This window comes from Fibrisoma limi BUZ 3 (assembly GCF_000296815.2).
GTDB classification, from domain to species: domain Bacteria; phylum Bacteroidota; class Bacteroidia; order Cytophagales; family Spirosomataceae; genus Fibrisoma; species Fibrisoma limi.
Genome location: NC_019017.1, coordinates 123,494 through 145,723, shown reverse-complemented (window position 1 = coordinate 145,723; position 22,230 = coordinate 123,494). Strand labels below are relative to the sequence as shown.

General features: G+C 52.5%; 15 protein-coding genes. 12 read left to right on the top strand and 3 right to left on the bottom strand.

Going from position 1 to position 22,230, the window contains the following annotated elements; translation table 11 throughout:
* Positions 1 to 10: 10 nt before the first annotated feature.
* From BN8_RS31265 to BN8_RS31210, 10 genes are all read left to right on the top strand, one after another.
* Entirely contained in the window at positions 11 to 577 is a 567-nt protein-coding gene (locus BN8_RS31265; RefSeq protein WP_015057000.1) for a helix-turn-helix domain-containing protein, read from the top strand.
* A 454-nt stretch (positions 578 to 1,031) separates the two neighbouring features.
* Positions 1,032 to 1,658: a helix-turn-helix domain-containing protein gene (locus BN8_RS31260; RefSeq protein WP_040007259.1), complete on the top strand. Its 627-nt coding sequence runs from the start codon at positions 1,032 to 1,034 to the stop codon at positions 1,656 to 1,658.
* Between the two features lie 775 nt (positions 1,659 to 2,433).
* The gene (locus BN8_RS31250; protein ID WP_015056996.1) at positions 2,434 to 2,646 is read left to right on the top strand and encodes a heavy-metal-associated domain-containing protein; all 213 of its coding nucleotides are present in this window, start codon (positions 2,434 to 2,436) and stop codon (positions 2,644 to 2,646) included.
* Positions 2,647 to 2,796: 150 nt separating this feature from the next.
* A complete protein-coding gene (locus tag BN8_RS31245; protein ID WP_040007257.1) occupies positions 2,797 to 3,879 on the top strand; it encodes a ferredoxin--NADP reductase in 1,083 nt (360 codons plus the stop codon).
* Between the two features lie 705 nt (positions 3,880 to 4,584).
* The gene (locus BN8_RS31235; protein ID WP_051041183.1) at positions 4,585 to 5,973 is read left to right on the top strand and encodes an efflux RND transporter permease subunit; all 1,389 of its coding nucleotides are present in this window, start codon (positions 4,585 to 4,587) and stop codon (positions 5,971 to 5,973) included.
* A gap of 2 nt (positions 5,974 to 5,975) precedes the next feature.
* Positions 5,976 to 7,916, top strand: coding sequence for an efflux RND transporter permease subunit (locus BN8_RS31230; RefSeq protein WP_015056992.1), 1,941 nt, complete (start codon positions 5,976 to 5,978; stop codon positions 7,914 to 7,916).
* Positions 7,894 to 9,231: a TolC family protein gene (locus BN8_RS31225; protein WP_083882562.1), complete on the top strand. Its 1,338-nt coding sequence runs from the start codon at positions 7,894 to 7,896 to the stop codon at positions 9,229 to 9,231. The genes BN8_RS31230 and BN8_RS31225 overlap by 23 nt, the downstream gene beginning before the upstream one ends.
* Entirely contained in the window at positions 9,209 to 10,651 is a 1,443-nt protein-coding gene (locus tag BN8_RS31220; protein ID WP_015056990.1) for a heavy metal-binding domain-containing protein, read from the top strand. The genes BN8_RS31225 and BN8_RS31220 overlap by 23 nt, the downstream gene beginning before the upstream one ends.
* The gene (locus BN8_RS31215) at positions 10,648 to 12,486 is read left to right on the top strand and encodes an efflux RND transporter periplasmic adaptor subunit (protein WP_015056989.1); all 1,839 of its coding nucleotides are present in this window, start codon (positions 10,648 to 10,650) and stop codon (positions 12,484 to 12,486) included. Before BN8_RS31220 ends, BN8_RS31215 begins: the two co-directional genes overlap by 4 nt.
* A gap of 499 nt (positions 12,487 to 12,985) precedes the next feature.
* Positions 12,986 to 14,188 carry a glycosyltransferase family 61 protein gene (locus BN8_RS31210; RefSeq protein ID WP_015056988.1) on the top strand — a complete coding sequence of 401 codons (1,203 nt, stop codon included), beginning with the start codon at positions 12,986 to 12,988 and terminating at the stop codon, positions 14,186 to 14,188.
* Positions 14,189 to 14,206: 18 nt separating this feature from the next.
* Here BN8_RS31210 and BN8_RS31205 read toward each other — a convergent pair whose 3' ends face one another.
* Positions 14,207 to 16,753, bottom strand: a complete 2,547-nt coding sequence (locus tag BN8_RS31205) for a glycosyltransferase family 2 protein (protein WP_051041182.1) — start codon at positions 16,751 to 16,753, stop codon at positions 14,207 to 14,209.
* Positions 16,754 to 16,788: 35 nt separating this feature from the next.
* Positions 16,789 to 17,997: a glycoside hydrolase family 2 TIM barrel-domain containing protein gene (locus tag BN8_RS31200; RefSeq protein ID WP_229368500.1), complete on the bottom strand. Its 1,209-nt coding sequence runs from the start codon at positions 17,995 to 17,997 to the stop codon at positions 16,789 to 16,791.
* A 509-nt stretch (positions 17,998 to 18,506) separates the two neighbouring features.
* Here BN8_RS31200 and BN8_RS33475 point away from each other — a divergent pair.
* Positions 18,507 to 18,650, top strand: a complete 144-nt coding sequence (locus tag BN8_RS33475; RefSeq protein ID WP_015056983.1) for an iron complex outermembrane receptor protein — start codon at positions 18,507 to 18,509, stop codon at positions 18,648 to 18,650.
* Between the two features lie 239 nt (positions 18,651 to 18,889).
* Here BN8_RS33475 and BN8_RS31195 read toward each other — a convergent pair whose 3' ends face one another.
* Positions 18,890 to 21,079 (bottom strand): heavy metal translocating P-type ATPase, encoded by a 2,190-nt coding sequence (locus tag BN8_RS31195; protein ID WP_040007293.1) that lies wholly within the window; start codon positions 21,077 to 21,079, stop codon positions 18,890 to 18,892.
* Positions 21,080 to 21,585: 506 nt separating this feature from the next.
* On the opposite strand from BN8_RS31195, the gene BN8_RS31190 reads away from it, so the two are divergent.
* Positions 21,586 to 22,188, top strand: a complete 603-nt coding sequence (locus BN8_RS31190) for a helix-turn-helix domain-containing protein (RefSeq protein WP_051041179.1) — start codon at positions 21,586 to 21,588, stop codon at positions 22,186 to 22,188.
* Positions 22,189 to 22,230 lie beyond the last annotated feature (42 nt).

Genomic DNA, 22,230 nt, shown 5'->3' with positions numbered 1-22,230 from the left:
ACGCATTGCAATGGCCATTCAGGAACTTCACATTAAAAACATGGTTTGCGACCGCTGCGTGCGGGCCGTCCGTCAGGAACTTGAACGACAGGGATACGTCGTCCGCCACCTTGAATTAGGCCGGGCAACCGTGGAGCGAGACCTGATTGAACTGGCTGCTTTAGAAAAAGGATTGGAAGACTTAGGCTTTGAACTGTTAACGGATCGGAACGCTCGGGTTGTTAATCAAATAAAAACGCTGATTATCGAGCTTATCCAAAGTGGCCAGGTAGCCACCTTACACATCACCTTATCGGACTATATCTCCCGGCAAATGGCTATGGATTACGCCCACCTAAGCCATATATTCTCGACCACTGAGCACCTGACCATTGAACGTTTTTGGATCATGCAACGAGTCGAGCGGGCCAAGGAATTACTAAGTTACCGTGAACTAACCATTAGTGATATTGCCTCTCAGCTGGGCTACAGCAGCTTGTCCTATTTGTCGAATCAATTTAAGCAGATAACGGGCATGACACCGGCTACGTACCGGAATCTGAATGCGCCGGATCGCAACTCGTTGGATTGGATTTAAGCGGCCTTGACCATCTATTGACACAGCGGGACCTGCGGGTCCCGCTGTGTCAATAGATGGTTGAGAATCTTTCTTCATTTTGCCGTGATCCATTTTGCTGTGGTCTATCCCTTTCCTAGGACTGGAGCTACTAGCTTGACCATCCATCTTGGTTGTCTTGCGGTCCGGCTTCTGGGCAGCCTTAGCCTGTTTCATGACGGCTTTAGTTTGAGTTTGGTCTTGCGTAACATTTCGTCAACTAATCACAGTGAAAGCACTTCGGCCATGATTATCGTTTGCCTACTTCTGTCGTTTTGAAAACCCTGTCAGTAACGCCCTGTTGAAATAGCCTTATCGAGGGGATGTTCAAGGACAGGATTGTAAAATTTTTGGATTGGAGCATTTCGCAAAAAACTGTAAAGATGGCTTTGAATTTTGTAGAAAAACTTCCAGTACAGTTCATCATTTTTGTTTCATGAAGGACTGCAAAGAAATGGATGAAGGAAACTCGACCACAGTAGTCGTAAAAGGTCTGACCAGCAACGGATTGATTTATCGTATTCGGCAAGAATTACTGAAAGCCGGTATACAGGTAACCGCTATGGGCCCTGGCTTTATTTCCATAAAGCAGCCGGCGCTGCTATCTCGACTAGATGAAGTCCTCGACGCCTGGGGCATTGATTTATTGGACGAATCGGAAAGCCAGTTGATTCGTCGGACCAAATCAGCCCTGCAGTACTCATTAGAGCAACAGATATTACCGTTGCGGGGGCTGTTGCGGAACTTGAGTGAACATACGGGTTGTCCCTATTATCAACTTAGTAGTTTGTTCCTTGCCGTTGAAGGGGTAACGTTAGGCCGGTACGTTCTTCGGCAACGCTTGGATAAGGCTATTGAGCGACTGACCTATACGAACGGGTCCGTCTCCGAGATAGCTCACCAAACGGGTTACCGGGATGAAACGCATTTAGCCCTGCACGTAGAAGCCGAACGGGGGTTACCCATCGCCCACTTTTTAAAGATCCGAACGGCTCGATTCTCCACCTATCCTAACAGGAGCTATGAGCTATTTGCCCCTTCGGAACTTGCTACAGGTAGCTAAAGAGGGCCTAAATTCCTCCAGCGTGCGGTAGGTCAATCACCTCCTTTTTCTAGCGATTTGTCGGCTGAATTGAACGCTTTGCGCCAAAACGCCTATTGACTAATACAATGCCCGCAACTATCTTCCAGCGGTTAATCAAAGATGGACTTCGCCCTTAACCTACTTCGGTAAGTTGGGTTTGTTACTTATGCCTGGTTTAATTCAGGAAGCGACGCGAATTCGAGCATTAATGACAATACAGGAACTTGGAAGCCACCTTGGGCAGTCAGTACGGGTTTACGATGAAGAACACCCCTGGTTTAACCAGTCAGGTTTGCTAATTGCGTTACGCTCGCACAAGAAAACGTCAATCGGGTTGGTCAGCAGTGAAACGGCTTACGTGTTGATGGGCAATGGGCAGGTAATGAAATTTTCCCCTCAATGTCTTGTACCAGCTTACCAGACAACACTCCATCTGGCTAATGAATAGCGCGTCCTTCGAGGCCTATGAAAGGGGGAGTTGCCGAAACGGTGCGTTGGTTCCAGCAGGTTAGGCTAACACTGGTAAAGTCAATGTCGAACACGTTGTGCGCTTCAGCCATGCGTTATGCCAACGCTGAGGCCGATTGAGTTGCCAGGGGCGGTCGTTTCTAAACGGGTGGAAGATTACTACCGGCCGGTCCTATTTTTCCTAATGTTACAAATTCCTGGGGTAATTATGTAAGTGGAATCGAAGGGTGGCAACTTAATTTTGCTCCGTTAACAAGTAGTAATTAAACCGATAATTCATTAGCTCATGGAAGCCGTAAAGTTCAAAACTAACATTAAATGCGGTGGCTGCGTGGCAAAGGCTACTCCCTTTCTCAACGAAGTTGCCGGAGAGGACAACTGGGAAGTAGATACGGCTACTCCCGAGAAAGTGCTGACTGTTGTGGCCGAGGGTGTTTCTGCCGCTCAAATAAAAAAGGCGGTGGAAGATGCGGGCTATAAAGCTGAACCGCTCAACTGACAAAGTGGTTAAATAAATTGGTTTAGAGGCCATCCTACCGATTGTGTAGGATGGCCTCTTCTTTTAATTCTGCAAGAATAAGCGGCAATTCTATAAAAAGGGCGAGTTGGACAACTCTAATTTTGCCCTCAGTAGAACCCATCATCGATCATGGAAGCACTTATAACCATCACCCATGTCAGTCATCCTACGCCCGACTCAGTAACGCTCTACTTTGAGCGGCCGGATAAACACTTTATCTATTACCCCGGCCAGCACATAGCCATAACTGCCAACGTCAACGGAGAAGTAATTACCCGGACCTACTCCTTCTGTACCGCTCCCTTTGTTGACAAACTACTGGCGATTACGGTGAAGCGAGTGGCTGGCGGTACCATGTCCGCTTATTTGGTAGAACAGGCTAAGCCTGGCCTGCAGCTTCATATCTCAGAGCCGCTGGGTGATTTCTTCACGATGCCTAATGCCTGTACTCGTCGGCATTTGGTGTTGATCGCGGGTGGGAGCGGTATTACGCCCTTTTATTCAATCGCCCGTAGCATTTTACATGGTGAATCCGGTTCAATGGTAACCCTTATCTACGCCAATCGAAGTTGGTCATCCATTATTTTTCGTGATCAACTCGATCAGCTTAAACGTCAGTTCGGCGAGCGGTTGCGATTTTTTTACACCCTTGATGAATATGAAGGGGTACCGGACGAGAACGTATCCTTGATTGCCGTCAAAGGAACGCTCAACAAGTTACTGCTTAAAAAATTGCTGAGCGCAGCACGCGCGGCCATAAATCTGCCGGTGGAGTACTACATCTGCGGCCCCTTTGGTTTAATGGAATTAGCGATGAACACGCTTCACACGATGAACGTGCCCAAGGAAAACGTGTTTATGGAATACTTCTTTGTGCCGGAAACGGGCGTAAGCTCCGCCATTGACTTCGGTCATCTTTCTGAGCAAACAGTAGTCGTTAAGCTTTATGGGATTGATCAGCCGCTGCTTGTCCCGACGGGTCAAAACATCTTAGAAGCCGGCTTACGGGCTGGATTGCCCCTGCCTTATTCCTGCCGGCAGGCCCAGTGCGGTACTTGCCGATCACAGTTGGTATCGGGCCAGGTCGAATTGGCACGGAACCATATACTTACGAATGATGAATTAGCCCGTGGGCAAGTGCTGTTATGTAGTGGCTATCCTTTATCTGCGGACGTAGTAGTACGCCCGTTCACATTTCAGGACGAAACCTAAATTAGATTCAGCCAGGTTAGTTCACTTATTGGACATTGCAAGACGAATTTGACTAGTTGTATGAAGTGGGCAATTCCTATGATTTTGTAAAAAATTAGGGGAAATCTTATAAGTAAGCTCTTGGTCTTTAGCACTACTTTTGCGTATAGTTTGTTTTGATAGAAACGATCATTGGTGCGGACAAGCAAACACATAGGATTAATTACCTGGGTACTCTGGCTAACGGTAGTGCTTTCGGGCTTTCGTCCTGCTCAAACCAAATCCTGCCATGATCGTCAGGCTTTAAGCTGCTCCTGCTGTTGCCCGGTGACATCTGACGCCGAAAAAACCACGGCTTCCGATACCCCGTGCCCGGTGATGCCCTGCTCGTCATCTTCACCTGTAGTTAGCACGGCGTCGGTTCGAGCAGCCGTAGCGCCAATTGACGATCTGGACAACGCATCAACTCCTGCCCTTCGCGTGTATCATCGGTGGCTCCAGCATTATCTTAACGATGCCCACCAAATAGGTAAACGACGCCTGAATACCTATGCGTCTTTACCCTTTGAGCGCGACGTTTTTCTGCGTTTACGCGTCCTCCTTATTTGATTACCCTATCTCTTTTTGATTTAAAACTTGACCAGTGACGGCGTTATCAAGCTGTTTGACTGGTTGATCGGTTCTATACTATACGCGACTAATCAATACTTTATAAAACGTATTCTGATGATTGAGTCTCTCATCAAATTTTCAATTCGAAACCGGTTTCTGGTTCTGATGATTGCCGCTGGCCTCTTCGGTTGGGGTGTTTACTCCGTTCAAACCAGCAAGATCGACGCGATTCCCGACCTGTCGGAGAATCAGGTGATCGTCTTTACCGAGTGGATGGGCCGCTCCCCGCAGCTCATCGAAGACCAGATCACCTACCCGCTGGTGACGAACCTTCAGGGGCTGCCCCAGGTGAAGTACGTACGGGGCACGTCGATGTTCGGCATGAGTTTCGTCTACGTCATCTTCAATGACGACACGGAGGTGTACTGGGCTCGCGAGCGGGTACTGGAGCGATTGAACTACGCAGCCCGGTTGCTGCCGGGTGGCGTATCGCCCACGCTCGGCCCCGACGGAACCGGCGTGGGGCATATTCTCTGGTACACACTCGACGCGCCCGGCATGGATCTCGGTGAGCAGCGGGCCGTGCAGGACTGGTACGTTAAGTTTGGCCTCCAAAACGTACCCGGCGTAGCTGAAATTGCGTCATTCGGCGGGTTTCAAAAGCAGTACCAGGTGACGCTTGACCCCAACAAGCTCACGTATTATGGGCTCTCGGTGCCGCAGGTCATTGGGGCGATCCGCGCCAATAACAACGAAGCCGGGGGGCGCAAGTTCGAACTCAGCGGCATCGGCTACATCATCAAAACAACGGGCTACCTGCAATCCGTCGAGCAGATTCAGAACATTCCGCTGAAGACGTTGAATAGCGTACCCGTGCGCGTGGCCGACGTGGCCACCGTCCAGATGACGGGGGAGACTCGCCTGGGCATCTTTGACCTCAACGGGCAAGGGGAGGCCGTTGGGGGCATTGTCGTCATGCGCTACGGGGAGAACGCCGACGAAGTGATTGGCAACGTCAAAAAGAAAATGGAAGAGGTGGCCAGAGGCCTGCCCGAAGGTATGAAGTTCAACCTTGTTTATGACCGCAGCGGGCTGATTCAGGAGTCGGTGGCGTCCATTCAGCACACGTTGATCGAAGAGATGGTTGTCGTCTCACTGGTGGTGATTATCTTTCTGTTGCATTGGCGTTCAGCCGTCAGCATCATCATTCAGATACCCATTACCATCGCCACGAGCTTCATCCTGCTCAACGCCTTCGACATTTCTTCCAACATCATGTCGCTGACGGGCATTGCCCTGGCCATTGGCGTGATCGTCGATAATGGCATCATCATGGCCGAGAACGCCTACAAGAATCTGGCGGTACGGCAGGCCGAATTAACCGCTCAGACGAGGGGTTCGAGCCATGGAGCCGTAAGCGCTAACGATCAGCAGAACGGTTCTGTAACGGGTGTAAACGGACAAAACGGACAGGCAAAACCTGTTCCACAAACCCGCCTATAATCATGTGGAAAACTAGTAAGGGATGGTTTAACCGCCCTAAAAACTATACCGAAATACCCGAAGAAGAACGGCTGGCCATCATCGAGCGGTCCAGCATTCAGGTCTCGCGGGGGGTGTTTTACTCGACCATCATCATCATCACCTCCTTTTTGCCCGTGTTTCTGCTAACCGGGCAGGAAGGCAAGCTGTTTCACCCGCTGGCCTGGACTAAAACGTTCATTCTGCTGGTCGATGCCCTGCTGGTCGTTACGCTGGCCCCGGTTATGCTGTCCTTGTTCATGAAGGGCCGCTTCAAGGACGACCACGCCAACCCGATCAACCGCGCGTTAGAGCGGGTGTATGAACCAATCATCCGCTGGGTGATGCGCTGGCGCAAGACCACCATCGGCATCAACATCCTGGCCCTGGCGGTGAGCGTACCCATGCTGCTGAGCTTAGGGTCGGAATTTATGCCGCCTTTAGACGAGCAAAGCATCCTATTCATGCCCGTTACGCTCCCCGACGTATCGAACGCCGAAGCCAAGCGGATTTTGCAGGTGCAGGATAAGCTGATTAAGTCGGTGCCGGAAGTGGATAAGGTATTGGGCAAGGCGGGCCGGGCTTCGACCGCAACGGACAACTCGCCCATCAGCATGATTGAAACGATCATTATGCTCAAGCCTAAGTCGGAATGGCGCAAGGGCATCACCAAGAAAGACCTTATCAACGAACTCGACGCCAAACTCCAGATTCCTGGGGTGGTCAACGGCTGGACGCAGCCCATCATTAACCGGATCAACATGTTGGCTACGGGCATCCGTACCGACGTGGGCATCAAGGTACACGGGCAATCGCTCGACAGCATTTACGCTGTCTCGGAGCAGGTCAAGGCGGTGCTCAACGGGGTGCCGGGCGTGAAAGACCTCTACGTCGAGCCGGTCACGGGCGGCAAATACCTGACAGTAGACGTTAACCGCGACGCGCTGGGCCGTTACGGGTTAAGCGTGGACGAGGTGAACGGCGTGGTCGAATCGGCCATCGGCGGCTCGCCCATCGGGCAGACCATCGAAGGGCGTCGACGATTCTCGATCAACGTGCGGCTGGCGCAGGATTATCGGAATAGTATTGAGCGCATTCGGCGCATTCCGATTGCCACGGCGGCTTTCGGTACCATTCCGCTCTCGGCGGTAGCCACCGTCAAGTTTGAGGATGGCCCACCCATGATTACCTCCGACAACGCCCTGTTGCGCGGAGCGGTGATGTTCAACGTGCGCGACCGCGATCTGGGCAGCACCGTGCAGGAAGCCATCGACAAAGTGGGACGTGAACTGAAGCTACCTAACGGCTATTTTCTGGAATGGAGTGGGCAGTACGAAAACCTGATTCGGGGGCAGCAGACGCTGCTGTTGATTGCGCCGATTGTGCTGGTCGTCATCTTTCTGTCGCTCTATCTGGCGTTTGGTTCGGCGCGGGAAGCGTTCCTGAGCCTGATTACCATTCCCTTCGCCCTTATCGGTGGGGCGTACATGGTCTATTTCTACGGGGTAAACCTGTCGGTAGCGGTAGCCGTGGGCTTTATCGCGCTGTTCGGTATTGCGGTCGAAACGGGCGTCGTCATGGTCATCTACCTCAACGATGCCATGAAGCAATTGGTCGCCAAACGAGGTAACTCCCGCGAAACCATTACGCGGGAGGAGTTAAAAGAGTACGTCATCAACGGCGCGGCTAAGCGGCTCCGGCCTAAGATCATGACCGTATCGGTGGCCCTGTTCGGCTTGGTACCGGTACTGTGGGCCAGTGGGGTGGGTAGCGACGTGATGTTGCCCATTGTACTACCTATGATTGGAGGGGTACTAACTTCATCGACCCATATATTGCTAGTGACGCCCCTGATTTTTTTAATGACAAAAGAATATGAACTTAAAAAATTTGGTAAGCTGGATGTCCTGGAGGCCTCGCACTAAGCGGCTGCTGCCCGCGCTCATTTGCCTCACGACTCATATAGGCTTTGGTCAGGGCCTGCCAGACCGGCGGTCCGCCGATGCGGTCACGCCAGACCGGGTCACGCCAGACCGCGTCACGCCAGACCGCGTGTTCCCATTAGATAGCGTACTGGCGCGTATCGACCAGAACAATCCCTTATTAAAACCTTTTGGGAGCCGGGCGGCAGCGGCCCGCGCCTACGCCGAAGGAGCGCGCAGCTGGATGGCTCCGATGGTAGGCGTCGGTACATTCATGGCTCCGTATCCCATGCAGATGGTGATGGATGAGCGAGACCGGGGCTACGGAATGATTTCGGTTGAGCAGGATATACCAAACCCTGCTAAACAGCGGGCCACGCGAATCTTTCAGCAGTCGAAAGCGGATGTGGAACAAGCGGGGCGGGGCGTTACGCTTAACCGGCTCCGCGCCGACGCTAAGCAGTTGTATTTCGATTGGCTGGTGCTGGAAAAACGGCGGGGGGTGCTGGCCGAAAACCGGCGTATTCTGCAACTGATGAAACGGCTGGCCGACATCCGCTACCCTTATCAACAGGGCAGTCTGAGTAACGTGTATAAGGCGGAAGGGCGGTTGTACGAACTCGACAACATGGTCACGATGACCGATGCTGAGATCGCACGTAAACAGATAGGATTGAATACGCTGATGAACCGCCCGACAAACGAAGCATTCCGTATTGATACAACTTATCGACCGGCAGCACCCACTCAGGTCTTACCGACGACCGACGAGATTGGCTCAGTCCGTTCAGATATTCGGCGGATGGACCGGAAAATCTTAAGTATGCAGGCGGGCATTGAAGCGCAGAAAGCCCAGGCCCGTCCCGATTTCCGCCTTCGCTTCGACCACATGCAACCGTTCTCGGGGGTGAAGAGCATGATGCCCACGCAGTTCACCCTGATGGGTATGATTTCCATTCCGATTGTACCCTGGGCCTCGCAGATGTATAAAGCTGAAATCAAGGGTATGCAACTGGATATCGAAGCTATGCGCTACGAGCGGGAAGGCATGCTCGTCGAGACCCAGGGCATGGTGGCCCAGATGCTGACCGACATTAAGACCATGCGAACGCAACTGGACAATTATGAACGGCGGGTAATCCCCACCCTACGTAAGAATTATGATACCCAATTGATTGCTTACGAGCAAAACAAGGGGGAATTACCCATGGTGATTGACGCCTGGGAAACGCTGAACATGACGCAGATGGATTACCTGACGCGACTTGGCGATTATTACCGAATGATTGTTAGCTATGAACGCGAACTGGAGAAATAAAGCAATTGGCGGACTGCTGGCCATTACGCTGCTGATGGGCTGTGACCGGGGCACGGAAAATAAGGAGTCTACAGCACCCGCTAATCCGAACGTAGCGGGCCATGAAGGCCATGGCCACACCACAGCCGAAGCAGCATATACCTGCCCGATGCACCCTCAGATTGTGCAGGACGAACCGGGCTCCTGCCCCATTTGCGGGATGGATCTGGTGAAAAAAGCGTCCATGGGGGGGGACAGTTTAGCCGTTGATGCGGAGTTGAAAGCGCTGCTGAAACCAACCAACGCAGTGGTCGTTGCCAACATTGGCACAGTACAGCCTCAGCAGCGTAGTCAGACCATTCAAACACAGGCGAATGGCATTGTTACCTACGATACCCGACGGCTCTATACCATTCCGGCCCGGTTCGGTGGCCGGGTAGAGAAGCTGTACGTACGGTATCAATATCAATCTATTCGTAAAGGGCAAAAACTGCTTGAACTATACAGCCCCGACATGGTCACGGCCCAGCGCGAACTGTTGTATGTACTGGAAGCTGATGCGGATAATGCCCAGTTGATTACATCGGCCAAACAGAAACTTCGGCTATTGGGGGTTACCGATGAGCAAATTAAGGAGTTGGTGCGGACTCGCAAGCCCAGTTATTCGCTGGCCGTTTACAGTCCCTACGATGGCTACGTCGTCGAAACGTCCGCCGTTGCTCCTGTGGCCCAATCACCGGCGACGGGGGAGATGACCCCAAGTGCCGCTTCTGGCGGGGGTATGAGCGGAGGCATGGGTGGTGGCGGAGCTTCGGCCACCACGGATGAAGTTACGTTCGGGCCGCGTTCGGCTTCCATGCCGACCCCGACCATGGGTGACGGATCGGTCGGCGGTTCACTGCTTTTGCGGGAGGGCCAATACGTTCAGTCGGGGCAAACCCTGTTTCGGATCGTCAATTCCAGCCGGTTGTGGGCTGAATTCCGCTTGTACGCCCGCGACGCGGCCGGGATTAAGCCGGGTGACGCGCTAACCATTTCGTTTGATCAGACTGGCCAGACGCCCCGTTCAGCCCGGGTAAGCTTTGTAGTTCCCTTCATTGAGGGCAATGGCCAATTCGTGACCATACGGGCTTACCTGCCGGGCAGTCGGGACATTCGGGTTGGCCAACTCGTACGCGCCACGCTTCGGCGACCCGGTGTAAACGGCCTTTGGCTACCAGCCTCAGCCGTGCTGGATTTGGGCAATCAGCAGGTAGCCTTGGTGCAGCAGCAAGCCCCTAATACGTTCCTGCCCGTTCGGGTCCAGACCGGAGCCCAGGCCGACGGCTACGTTGTCATCACGGGCGGTTTAAGCCCCGGGCAGACTGTCGCCCGCAATGCACAGTTTTTAATTGATAGTGAAAGTTTCGTCAACGTATCAAACGCGAAGCAACAGCCATGATTAGACGATGGATATCCGGGTGGGCGGTACTCCGCCGGGCCGCGTACGGCTCCTGGGCCCTGCTGGTGCTGCTGAATGCGGCTTGCCAATCGGGAGGGAAGGCCACCACGAAAAAAAAGGATTCAACGCAGGTAGCCGCCCATGACCATGACCATTCGGGCCACAACCACGCCCCTAACGACGAGGGTGGGACGACGTATACCTGCCCGATGCACCCGCAAATCGTTCAGGCCGCACCGGGAACCTGCCCTATTTGCAGCATGGACTTAGTACCGGTGGCTAAGACCGGCGAAAAAGCTACGGAAATCATGCTCAGCCCAAGTCAGATGCAATTAGCCAACGTGATGGTTCAGTCCGTATCAACCGGTAGCATCGGCAACAGCACTGTTTTGAACGCCCGGCTGGCCGCCGATGAGCAGCAGACGGATGTCATCAGCAGCCGCGTAGCCGGCCGTATTGAGCGGTTGTATGTAAAGGAAATCGGTCAGCCGATCCGCAAAGGTCAGGTGCTCTACGAAATGTACAGCGAACCGCTGCTCACCCAGCAGCAGGAGTACTTGCTTGCCCTCCGGCAGGCTGAGGAACTCAAGGAGTCACGTTACGAGCAGTTCCGCCGGGCCGCCGAGCAGAAACTTCGGCTTTACGGCATGACGGCCGAACAGGTCGCTCAGGTAGCCAAAACCCGGCAGGTACAGACGCGCATTCCGTTTGTCGCCCCGGCCGGTGGCACCGTCACCGAAATTACCGCCAGCGAAGGACAGTATGTGGGCGAAGGAGCCTTGCTATATCGGCTCGTCAATCTGAGTCAGCTTTGGGTGGAAGCGGAATTGTACGCGGGCGAAGCCCGGCATGTGAAGGTCGGCGACCGGATTCCTGTCCAGGTGGTGGGCTATGAAGGAGGGCCGAGCCAAACGGCACGGGTTACCTTTATTAATCCCGAATACCGGTCGGGTAGCCAGGTGCTGGTGATGCGAGCCGTGATGCCCAATCCGGGCGGACGCTTTCAGCCCGGCCAGCAAGCCAGGGTATTACTGCGGCACGGGGTACAGCGTGGTCTTACCTTACCGGTCGATGCCGTCGTGCGGGCCGGCGACGGCGCGGTCGTGTTTGTTCAGACGGGTACGGCCACGTTTCAGCCCCGCCGGGTGAAAACTGGAACCGAAACGGATCAACAGGTGACGATCACGGAAGGCTTAAACGGCGACGAGTCCGTTGCCATGTCGGGGGCGTATTTGCTTTATAGTGAGTTGATATTAAAAAAGGGCATCAACCCAATTACGGCGGAGGTTCAAGACGACGGCGTAAAATCAACTCCCGCCATGGAAAGCAATCCTTCCGCACCGGCGAACCGGCCCGTGGCAGATTCCGCACCGAAAAGCTATATCGCCCCGGTTGCTTTTACCAAGCAACTGACGGGCGTCTATGAGGCTTCGCTTACGCTTACTGAAGCGTTTGTGGCCTCAAATCCGGTGGAGACTAAACGGACAGCTCAATCGGTTGAGAAGGCCCTCAATGCTGTGGATATGCGGCTTCTTAAAGGGCCAGCTCACCAGGAATGGATGACCCATCTGCAAACCATGAACCAGGCGTTAAAGACAATTCAAACGTCCGGTGACTTGGAACAGCAGCGAACAGCCCTGGCTCAGTTTGAGGATGGCCTGTACCGCAGCGTGAAAGCGTTTGGGGTTACCGACAAACCGGTGTACCGGCAGTTCTGCCCCATGGCCCAGAACAACAAGGGTGCCTACTGGCTAAGTGATAAGAAGCCTATTCGTAATCCGTACTACGGGGATCAGATGCTGACCTGCGGAGAGACCAAAGAAACGATTCAATAAACAAAAACAGGCGATTAAGCAACCAGCAACGTCGCCTGTTTGTATTCGTTCTAACCCATGTACGCAGTATACTGTTTGGGGCTACTAATAAATTTTGTAAAGGTTGCCTATAATTTTACAAGCCAAACGTTTTTGTATTTTCGATAAAATATATAGTTGTTTATCAATATAGAGCCGACATTAACGCTTAATAAATATTGTTTTATTAATCCTGGATAGGTTTCGTTCTTTCACAGAGTACTGCGAAGAAAAAATAGAAGCAGTGTCAAAGTAGCGTGTATAGAATGTTAGAAAAAACCTGATTTGGTTAAACCAAAACATACGCTATGTAAAATAAAGTAATTATACCAATTACATGAAACTGAATACCAACGCATCCTTGCCGATTGGTGATTCGGTTTAACAGATTGATTCTTGTTTGTGGCGCTTTATCCTATGTTACAAGACTTGATAACCCTGTTTACTGGCCAAGGAAGAGCCTTCCTCTTACGAACAAACAATGAAACATCAATTAACCACACCCCAAGCTATTCAGGAGAGCATTAAACGAGTACTCGGTCCGCGCGTCAAGCAGGCACTTGAAAAATTTGCTTTCAGTGTTCAAAGAAGGGAGCAGACGAACGCTTTCTTAAGCTCTTTTCTGGTCATTGATAAACCGGGGGGTCAGCTTGCCCTGCCAACCGTTACTGATTTAGTTGATGCCCATAAGGTTTTATTTCATCCTAAAGAGGCTCAGTATTCGCCCACGTATGTTTGGTTGTATGAACAGCCGGGCCAGAAAATAGCCCAGCTGCCTTGTGGTAGTATCCGAATTAAGAACACCATTCTATCGGCGGATATAGATCACGATTTTTACCGCCGATTCATTGAGAGACGATTCCGGCAAACCCGCGAAGTCGAAACATTAATTGCGCCCTGGAGTCATTACTTTCACGAAGTAAGGCCCCGCAATCCAGAATACGGGGGTATTCGATACCGGGGTTATTTTGATTATATCATTACTATTGCGGCTAAACTTTGCCGAATCAAAGATGCCGTTGGTGACGCTGTTTTTGCCGAATCAGTAGTTGCCTATCCGCTGTTAGATACTGCCTATGAGCACGATATTTTAGCCCTGTTGGGATTTAAAAATGAACAGATAATCAATAGCCGTTACACCAGCGTTAACAGTAAACGATGTGTAATGGGCAATACTGATAACATTGTTTATCCAAGTAGTCTCGATATTATGGCGTTAAAGAAACACATTCAAGGCCGCGTATCGATTGGAGCTACTAAACAAAGCCGAATTTATATTAGTCGCCAGGGTGGTCGCCGGATTGTCAACGAAGACGAACTTATCCAGATGCTGCAACAATTCGGCTTTGTTACAATCGAGGATAAGCCAAGGTCTATAGTTGAACAGGTATCAATCTATGCCAATGCCTCCTTTATCATAGGGCCGCATGGAGCCTCGTTTACCAACGTGATTTGGTGTCAACCCGGCACGCATTTAGTCGAGTTGTTTTCGGCAAACTACGTACCAGATTACTTCTTGTATTTATGTACCCTGTTGGGCCTTCGCTACTCGGCCTATTGTCAGGGAACTGACGTTAAGGAGGATAGACGGGCTATCCTGGAAGACGTTCTGGTGTCAATCCCGGATCTGGAACGACGTTTGAGAATCCTGCTGGAAGCCAAAACCGAATTGACCAACAGCTAATCCGGGTACACGGTCCAGTTAATCCTTGAGGGAGGTTCCCATAGTTTGCTCAAGAGGCAAATCAGCCATCACCACTCCGCGCACTTCCGGGTAGCGCTCCCGGATCATAGTCAGGGCCTGGTGAATCCAGCCCGTTGATTGCGGACGTCCCGCTACTAGGCCAAAATTGGTCAGTAAGATCGGTTTCTGCCGGATGCTGTATGACCGATGGACCCGCACCGTGTTACGGGGAATCTGATACAATGAGGCAAACGACCAGCCGCCTTCGCCGGGGGCTTTAGCCAAATTATCTACGATGGACAGGCCGAGCCAATCCACATACGCTTCACCCGGGTAATAATCCGTGATGGACGAAGGAGTAGCTGGTTGCCAAAGCCAGGCGACGTTGTCGACTTTCCGTTGCTGACAGAACTGAACGAAGTACTGCCAGGCCCGCCCGTAGAGCAGCAGCGAAGCTTCCTGTTGTACCCCCCAAGGGTGTTCAGGCTGATCAAACTCGGGCACGAAACTCACCAGTACAGGGCGCTTATAGCGTTTTAGAGTCTCGGCAAAACGGCCAAGCACCAAATCATGCTGCCCCTTGAGCATCGCTTGAAAGAAGGCCAGCATGGCCCGCTCCTGGTTAGTCTGAATGGGTGCTGGTTCAAGATATAACAGGGGAATTCGACGGGTTGACTCTTGCTCGTCTAAACGCATTGCCAGCGAGTCAGTGTCCAATGTCCAGGTGATGTGCTGCGGCACTAGTTGAGGGCCGGATGGTGGTAGGAAAGACCAAGCAGTTACTCCTTGGGTGGAGGGCTCGCTGCCCACGTAGAACGGCTGCGTGTTGGCATAGCGAATATGGCGGGGTAGCTCCATAGCGCGTTCCTGGTACGTATAGATGGTCATGGCGGAAGTCAGGAGTAACACTCCACCAAACAACGGAATAGCCGATACGCTTAGCCAGGAGTAGAATCCATAGCGGACCTTCCAGGCGGCAATCCGCACCCCCCAGATCGCCGATCGATGTAGTAACAAACGCCTGGTCAGCTTACTGACTCCCAACAGCAATTTTTCTTGTCCGATCAGCACATTAAGGCCCATGATTACTGCGTTCAGTAAGGCAAAACCAATCATCATGCGGGAGTAAATGTTGCTGTGGGCGAAGCGGCCGTAGATATAGATGCTATAGCCAACCGCGGCAACGGAGGCTAAACCCATCAGCAAATTCGGTAGGATCAAGAGGAAGTTGTTGCGGGGCTGGTCGTCTTTAGGCGTCGGTATGTAAGGGACTTTGACCCGGAGAAGGGTGTAGACAAACCCCAGCCCGTAAATCCACCAGGTGCCACTGGCCAGCAAGCCCCCGACTAAGTGAAAACCGGCTTCATGGCGCTCAATCAACCAGCGCTGGGCGTATTGCCGGATCAGGAAACCCGTGGCCAGCAGAGGCAGGTAGACCAGCGCAAACAAGGGAAGATCCAGATGAAGCGGCAGTTGCATCATGACTAATGATGCGATAGGAATCAGCAGATCGATCAGTTGAACGACGCCCAAGAGGTAATAGAAGGGTAGGGTACCATAATGCAGTCGCTGTCGCCAGGACAGCCCCCTGAATACGTTGGGGAAAGTGGTGAGTAAGAGTTCAAAGGTTCCCCTGGACCACTTGAGCTGCTGTTTGTAATAAGCCGACAGCGTCGCGGGCACCAGCCCGTAGGATAACGGCAAGGGCACATACACCGACTGCCAGCCTTTGGCGTGTAATCGCATTGCCGTGTGCATATCCTCCGACAGTCCATCGGCGTGGCCACCAATTGAGTCCAGCGCAGCGCGTCGAAACGTACAGTTGGCGCCAATGGCCTGCGCGGTGCCGTAAGTACCCATGCCCGTCATCATCGGCCCGTAAAAGCTGTACGTTTGCTCGGTTGCCCCGAAGGCTACTACGCTTTCTTTGCGGTTGTAGTAGCCCTGTACGCACTGGACAAAGCCAACGGCAGGGTCCTCAAAGTAAGGCAGGACCTGATCTAAAAAGTTGGGTACCGGTACGTGGTCCGGGTCGATGATCAAACAAATTTCACCCGTGGCCTGCTCCAGGGCGTTGTTGATGTTGCCGGCTTTGGCCTGTTTCTTCACCGTCCGGGTTACGTGTCGAACGCCCAGCCGGTCGCACTGCTCTTTCAGGTATGGATCATTGGCTTCGTCGCAGAGGTAGGTCGTGTGCGGGTAAGGCATGGCCTGAATAGCGCGAAGGGTATTCAGGACCATGTCGTAAGGCTCCCCCGGGCAATAAGTAGTGAGTACATCCACCGTCCAGCTTCGGGTAACCGCTGGCGGGCTTGGAGCGACCACGTTCCAGTAGTGGTACCATTCGTGAAGTAATCGTGCCAGTTTAAAGACGACCGAGACGGTTAACAGCCCGAACAGCCAGGAATACCCCTGGTTAGCGGGCTGGAGATACACCCCCACAAACGCGGCCATTAATCCTACTCCAATCACAATGAGCACCCGTAAAGGCCACTTATCCGGTGGTGTATTGGCAAAGGTGTAGTGTTCGTTGGGGGCAGGGTCCGTAAAGGTGGGCCACTTCATGGTCATTTCGGTCAGTAAGTAGTGGTTAGTTTGTATTACTGTTTAGCGGTTACCTCAAAGACAAAGTTGGCCGTTGCCACGTGCCGATGCGTATCGTAGGCATGGGCGAACAGTCGGTAAGAGCCTGGCTTTGTGGGCAATCTAAACGTAATGGAAGGACCTGTTGAGCTGGTAATCAAGCCTTCTAATGCGGGTAGCGGTGTGCCGACGTAATCCGCCGAGTTTTTAGCCCGGCGTTTGATCTCCCAGTGATAGGTAAGCGAATCACCTTCGGGGTCCGTTGTCAGTACCTGCGCCCGGTGAAGGCCGGAAGCAGACGAATACGACTGGTAGAGAATGGGCCGCCCATCGACAAGCAGGCGCTGCATAGTCGGAGCCTGATTGGGTGGCTGCTTGCCGGTCCAGAAGTATTGCATCAGATCAGCCAGCGAAGTGGACCGGCCCTCCTGATCATACACGTTGAACCAGGTATGGGTTTCCTCCTGCTTAAAGTCCCAGTAAAACAGATACGAACCGAGGCAGTTCGGGGGCCGGGAGCCGATGTATTGCCGGTAGATTCGATGGACGTACTCGTACTTCTGCTGGCTGGTTGGCTCGATGGGGTCCTGCCAGGGGGTCATTGGCGTTTCCCAGTAGGCCTGGGCTCCGTATTCAGAAATTAGATAAGGTTTGGTCCAGCCTCCATCCTGTAGAAATTGCGACAGCTTTTCGGTTAGAGCGTAGGAGTTAAACGCCAGGACGTCGATGGCTGGACACCGTTTTCGAACCAGCCAGATGGCGCGGGCGTTATCGGGTGAGATGACGGTGGTTACCGGATGGTCAGGGTCCAGTTCATGGATTAGACTGGCAATACGGTTGACCTCATCATACACCCGAAAATTATCCGCTTCCATTGCCCATTCGTTGCCCACGCACCACATTAACAGGGCGGGGTGGTTGCGGTACTTGAGTACGATTTTACGGATCAGCGCGTACTGCTGATCAACAGCTACCTGATTGTGGTAATCAAAGCCTTCCATCTCGCGCTCCACCCAGATGCCAAACAACACCGTTAGGCCTAAGGACTGCGCCTTATCCAAGATGGGACCGGCTTCCAGATCATCCCAGATACGCACCGAGTTACCGCCCCGCGCTTTCAGCTCTTCGAGATAACTCACCCCGCCCGCCCCTTTAATGAAGTAAGGTTTGCCGTAGCGTAGCAATTGGTAGGATTGACCATCATGATAGATTGCCGTTGGCTTCACCTTTGACGGCGTCGCTTGCTGGTTACCTGACGATTCGCTACAGCTCCATAACAGGCAGGTTAGGGTTAACAATAAGAGTAATTGTCTGAATCGCATGAGTGAGAACAATCTACAAAAGTCTATAAATAGAGACTTGCGGGTCGTTTGGGCGTCACTACGATCCAAAAATTCTGTAAAAAGAAGTGGAGAAGTTGTAAACGTTTATTTCTCTTATAACCCAGATAGAATACATTAAACAAATGGCTCATTATCGACAACTCAACCCCGCTATAACATACATTAGTTGACGGACGGCAGCTGCGGGATTAATTTTTTGGGTGTTTTGAGCCGTCTTTATCAATAATTGATCGGTCAGTTTGACGGGCAAACGAACGTTTACCTTGACGGCTCTGCTCAACCGGGTTGGCAACGCTTACAGCGTTGCGAACAACACAGAAGTGGCTAAGGCCAATGCCCAATCGGGACCGATTCCTGCTTATTAGGTCGTAGACGTATTTGCCACACTGCGGATGAACGGCTATTTTCTGAAAGGGGGCATCAATAATCTGACCGACGAACGGTATTTCACCCGGCGGGCGGGCTGCTATTCGGGGCCGGGCATTTTGCCTACCGACGCACGTTATTTTTACGTGACGGCTGGAATCAAGTTGTGAGCTGATTAGAACGAGGCATAAAAAAAAGGTTCGACTACGAACCAATCCCTTTCAATGTATTAAGTGTATCGTATTAGGATTTTACCGCTGTGGCGGACCATCCCAAACTTGACGCTCACCCCTACCCGGTTGATGTCAGTGCGTGGATGAAGCTGAGCCTACGGTTAGACGTGTACGAAACAGGCTTGCTTACTGAATGTACTCCAAGCAACAACTAAGCCTTTTCTGGGTAAGTATGTTTATTCATCGTTATAACGTAAGCTTCGCTTCAGCAACTGCGCGTTCAGGGCCACAATCACCGTGCTTGCGCTCATTAGCACTGCCCCGATGGCCGGGCTGAGGACGAAATTGGGGTACAGCACCCCGGCTGCCAGCGGTATGGCCACTACGTTGTAGCCTGTAGCCCATAACAGGTTCTGAATCATCTTGCGGTAGGTCGCCTTGCCAAACTCGACTAAGTTGGTGATGTCGGTGGGGCGGCTGTTGACTAAGATGATGTCGGCCGTTTCGGCGGCTACGTCCGTGCCGGAGCCTACGGCAATCCCCACGTTTGCCTGCGCCAAAGCAGGGGCGTCGTTTACTCCGTCACCAGTCATGGCGACAAACTGCCCTTGTTGTTGCAGATCCTTCACCACGTTCACCTTCTGGTCGGGCAGCACCTCGGCATAGACGCCGTCTAAACCCAATTCCTTAGCCACCGCGTCAGCCACTTTCTGATTGTCGCCCGTGGCCATGTACACTTTGATGCCCGACTGCTGCAACCGCTCGACAGCTTCCTTCGAGTCAGCCCGAATCTTATCCGCCAGGGCAATATACCCCGTCAGCTTTTCATCGATTAAGACGAACACCACTGTTTCAGCCCCGCTGCCAAAGGCGTCCTGAGGCTGCTCAATACCTTTTTCCTTCAAATATCCCGGACTAACGACTACCACTCGCCGACTGTCGACCGTCGCTGACACGCCCTTACCCGTGATGGATTGAAAGTCGCTAATGGCGGGCATCGCCAACTGGCGGAGCTTAGCCTCCCGGACAATGCCCTGCGCAATGGGATGCTGGGAAGACTGCTCCAGTGCCGCTACCGTTCGTAAGAGCGCCGTTTCGTCCGTATTACGGTCCAGTACCTGCACCCGAGTTACGCCAAACTCGCCTTCGGTTAGCGTGCCGGTTTTGTCGAAAACCATGGCCGTGATTTTGCGGGCTTCTTCAAAAGCCGTTCGGTTCCGAATCAGCAGGCCTTTCTGGGCGGAGATAGCGGTAGAGATGGCCACCACCAACGGAATGGCGACGCCCAAGGCATGCGGACAGGCCGTAACCATCACGGTGACCATACGCTCCACGGCAAACGACACGTCGCGACCACCCACCAGCCAGACGACGAGCGTTAATAGCCCAACGGTTAATGAGAGGAGCGTTAACCACCCCGCAGCCCGGTCGGCCAGCGTTTGGGTTTGTGATTTGGCGTTCTGGGCTTCTTCCACCATCTTGACTACCTTGTTTAGGTAGCTGTCTTCGCCCTTGTGCGTCACCCGAACTTTAAGCGATCCTTCGCCATTGACGGCCCCGGCAATAACCGTGTCGTTGACCGCTTTCTGGACCGGTACACTTTCGCCCGTCAGCATGCTTTCGTTCACAGCACTTTCCCCTTCTATGACCGTCCCATCGGTAGGAATTCGTTCGCCGGGGCGTACCAGAACCACATCGTTTATATTGAGTGCGTTTACCTTCACATCCAAGAGGGTAGTACCGGTCACTTTGTGGGCATCAGCGGGCAGCATCTGCACGATCAGTTCCAGCGACCGTGAGGCCCCGGCGACAGATTTCATTTCTAAGTAATGGCCCAGCAGCATGATGTCGATCAGCGTTGCCAGTTCCCAGAAGAAATCCATGCCACGCAGCCAGCCAACCGAGACAGCCACGCTGTAGGCATAGGCGGCCGTAATAGCAACAGCCACTAAGGTCATCATGCCGGGCTGTCGGGTACGTAATTCCCCGATCATGCCCGTCAAAAACGGCCAGCCCCCGTAGACGTAGATAATGCTGGCCAGCATGACAACCAGCGGTTCCCGGTAGGGAAAATCCAGATGATAGCCGGCCACTTCCTGAAACATCATCGATAGGGCCACAACCGGAACGGATAAGAGCATACACACCCAGAACCGACGCAGAAAGTCGGCGATCATCGCACCGTGATCGTGAACGCCGTGTCCTTCTTTACCATGGCCCATCTTACCGTGATCCATTCCCGCGTGATTCATCCGGCTGTGGTCCGTTGCCCCGTGGTCCATACCAACCCCACCCTGATGGTTGTTGGGGTTCATGGTTCCGCTGTGGCCGTCATGTCCGATATGTTGTAAGGCCTGTTGTTCGGCCGGAGCCTCTTCATCTGTATTCAGTGACGTAACGGACTGTGGATGACTCCCGTGATCCATCGGGTGCATGGGTAAATTGTCTGCGTGGATAGTTCCTGACGGGGTTGGGTGGCTGTGCTGGTGTTCAGGCTCCTGATGACCGGCGTCGGCCGAATGGTTCACTTCCATTACGTGAAATCTGCCCACTTGCGACACAAACCGCTGTAAATCATCTACAGACGGATGTTCATCCACCGTTAATACCACTTCAGGTGGATCAGCCGTTACGTGTACTTCCAGGATAGTTGGCTGTTGATGCAGGGCTTTTTCGACGGCCTGGGCTTGCTCCGCTGTCGTTAGTCCGTGCAGTATGTAACGATGTTGGTGTCTCATCCGTTTTGGAGTTAGAGGTGTTAAACTAACCGTAGAAAGGTAACCATAGTTTGTTACATAGCCCATTGTGGGTCACTTCCAAAAATTCTGTAAGAAATTAGCGGCAATCTTGCAAGAGAAACCGGGCAGGCTCGGATAGCTTTGTTTTGTTTTCGGTTGTTTATTCCTATAGTACAATGCTCCATGGACAAAGCATGACAACGTCAAGCCCAACAGTATCTGCTGATGAAACATCACTCGCGATCCGGGGAATGGTTTGCGCCCGGTGTATCGATGTGGTCCGTCGCGAACTGAAAGGGCTTGGATTGACCGTAACCGACGTACGATTGGGACATGTTCGGGTACGTGAACACCTTTCTATAGACCAAGTAGAGTCGATCAAAGCCGTCTTGGAGAAGCAAGGCTTTTCGTTACTGACGGATGTGAAAGTAGCGCTTGTCAAGCGCATCAAAGCACTTATTGAACAGATGCTGAACCGGACATATCCGGGTGACCAGAAAAGCAAATTTTCTGACTTTCTGTCGGCGGAGTTAAACGCAAATTACGATTCGTTAAGTGCTTTATTTTCTACCAGCGAGGGGCAAACGCTCGAACGATACATCATTGAACGGCGGTTAGATAAAGTCAAGGAACTATTAGTTTATACCGATCTACCCCTCACTGAAATTGCCTATCAGACGGGATTCAGCAGCGTCTCCCATCTGTCCAATCAATTCAAACGCCTGACGGGTTTGTCACCGAGTTACTTTCGCACAATCCGGCACGAAAAGCAGGTGCTTCAGCAACAGAAGGCGTAAACAATTTTACAAGCAAAGCGGGCAATTGTGTAACGGATTCGG

Coding starts and splice junctions, on each gene's coding strand:
- BN8_RS31265 (WP_015057000.1), top strand. CDS start 11: ATGGCCATTCAGGAACTTCACATTAAAAACATGGTTTGCGACCGCTGC.
- BN8_RS31260 (WP_040007259.1), top strand. CDS start 1,032: ATGAAGGACTGCAAAGAAATGGATGAAGGAAACTCGACCACAGTAGTC.
- BN8_RS31250 (WP_015056996.1), top strand. CDS start 2,434: ATGGAAGCCGTAAAGTTCAAAACTAACATTAAATGCGGTGGCTGCGTG.
- BN8_RS31245 (WP_040007257.1), top strand. CDS start 2,797: ATGGAAGCACTTATAACCATCACCCATGTCAGTCATCCTACGCCCGAC.
- BN8_RS31235 (WP_051041183.1), top strand. CDS start 4,585: ATGATTGAGTCTCTCATCAAATTTTCAATTCGAAACCGGTTTCTGGTT.
- BN8_RS31230 (WP_015056992.1), top strand. CDS start 5,976: ATGTGGAAAACTAGTAAGGGATGGTTTAACCGCCCTAAAAACTATACC.
- BN8_RS31225 (WP_083882562.1), top strand. CDS start 7,894: ATGTCCTGGAGGCCTCGCACTAAGCGGCTGCTGCCCGCGCTCATTTGC.
- BN8_RS31220 (WP_015056990.1), top strand. CDS start 9,209: ATGAACGCGAACTGGAGAAATAAAGCAATTGGCGGACTGCTGGCCATT.
- BN8_RS31215 (WP_015056989.1), top strand. CDS start 10,648: ATGATTAGACGATGGATATCCGGGTGGGCGGTACTCCGCCGGGCCGCG.
- BN8_RS31210 (WP_015056988.1), top strand. CDS start 12,986: ATGAAACATCAATTAACCACACCCCAAGCTATTCAGGAGAGCATTAAA.
- BN8_RS31205 (WP_051041182.1), bottom strand. CDS start 16,753: ATGAAGTGGCCCACCTTTACGGACCCTGCCCCCAACGAACACTACACC.
- BN8_RS33475 (WP_015056983.1), top strand. CDS start 18,507: ATGAACGGCTATTTTCTGAAAGGGGGCATCAATAATCTGACCGACGAA.
- BN8_RS31195 (WP_040007293.1), bottom strand. CDS start 21,079: ATGGATCACGGGAGTCATCCACAGTCCGTTACGTCACTGAATACAGAT.
- BN8_RS31190 (WP_051041179.1), top strand. CDS start 21,586: ATGACAACGTCAAGCCCAACAGTATCTGCTGATGAAACATCACTCGCG.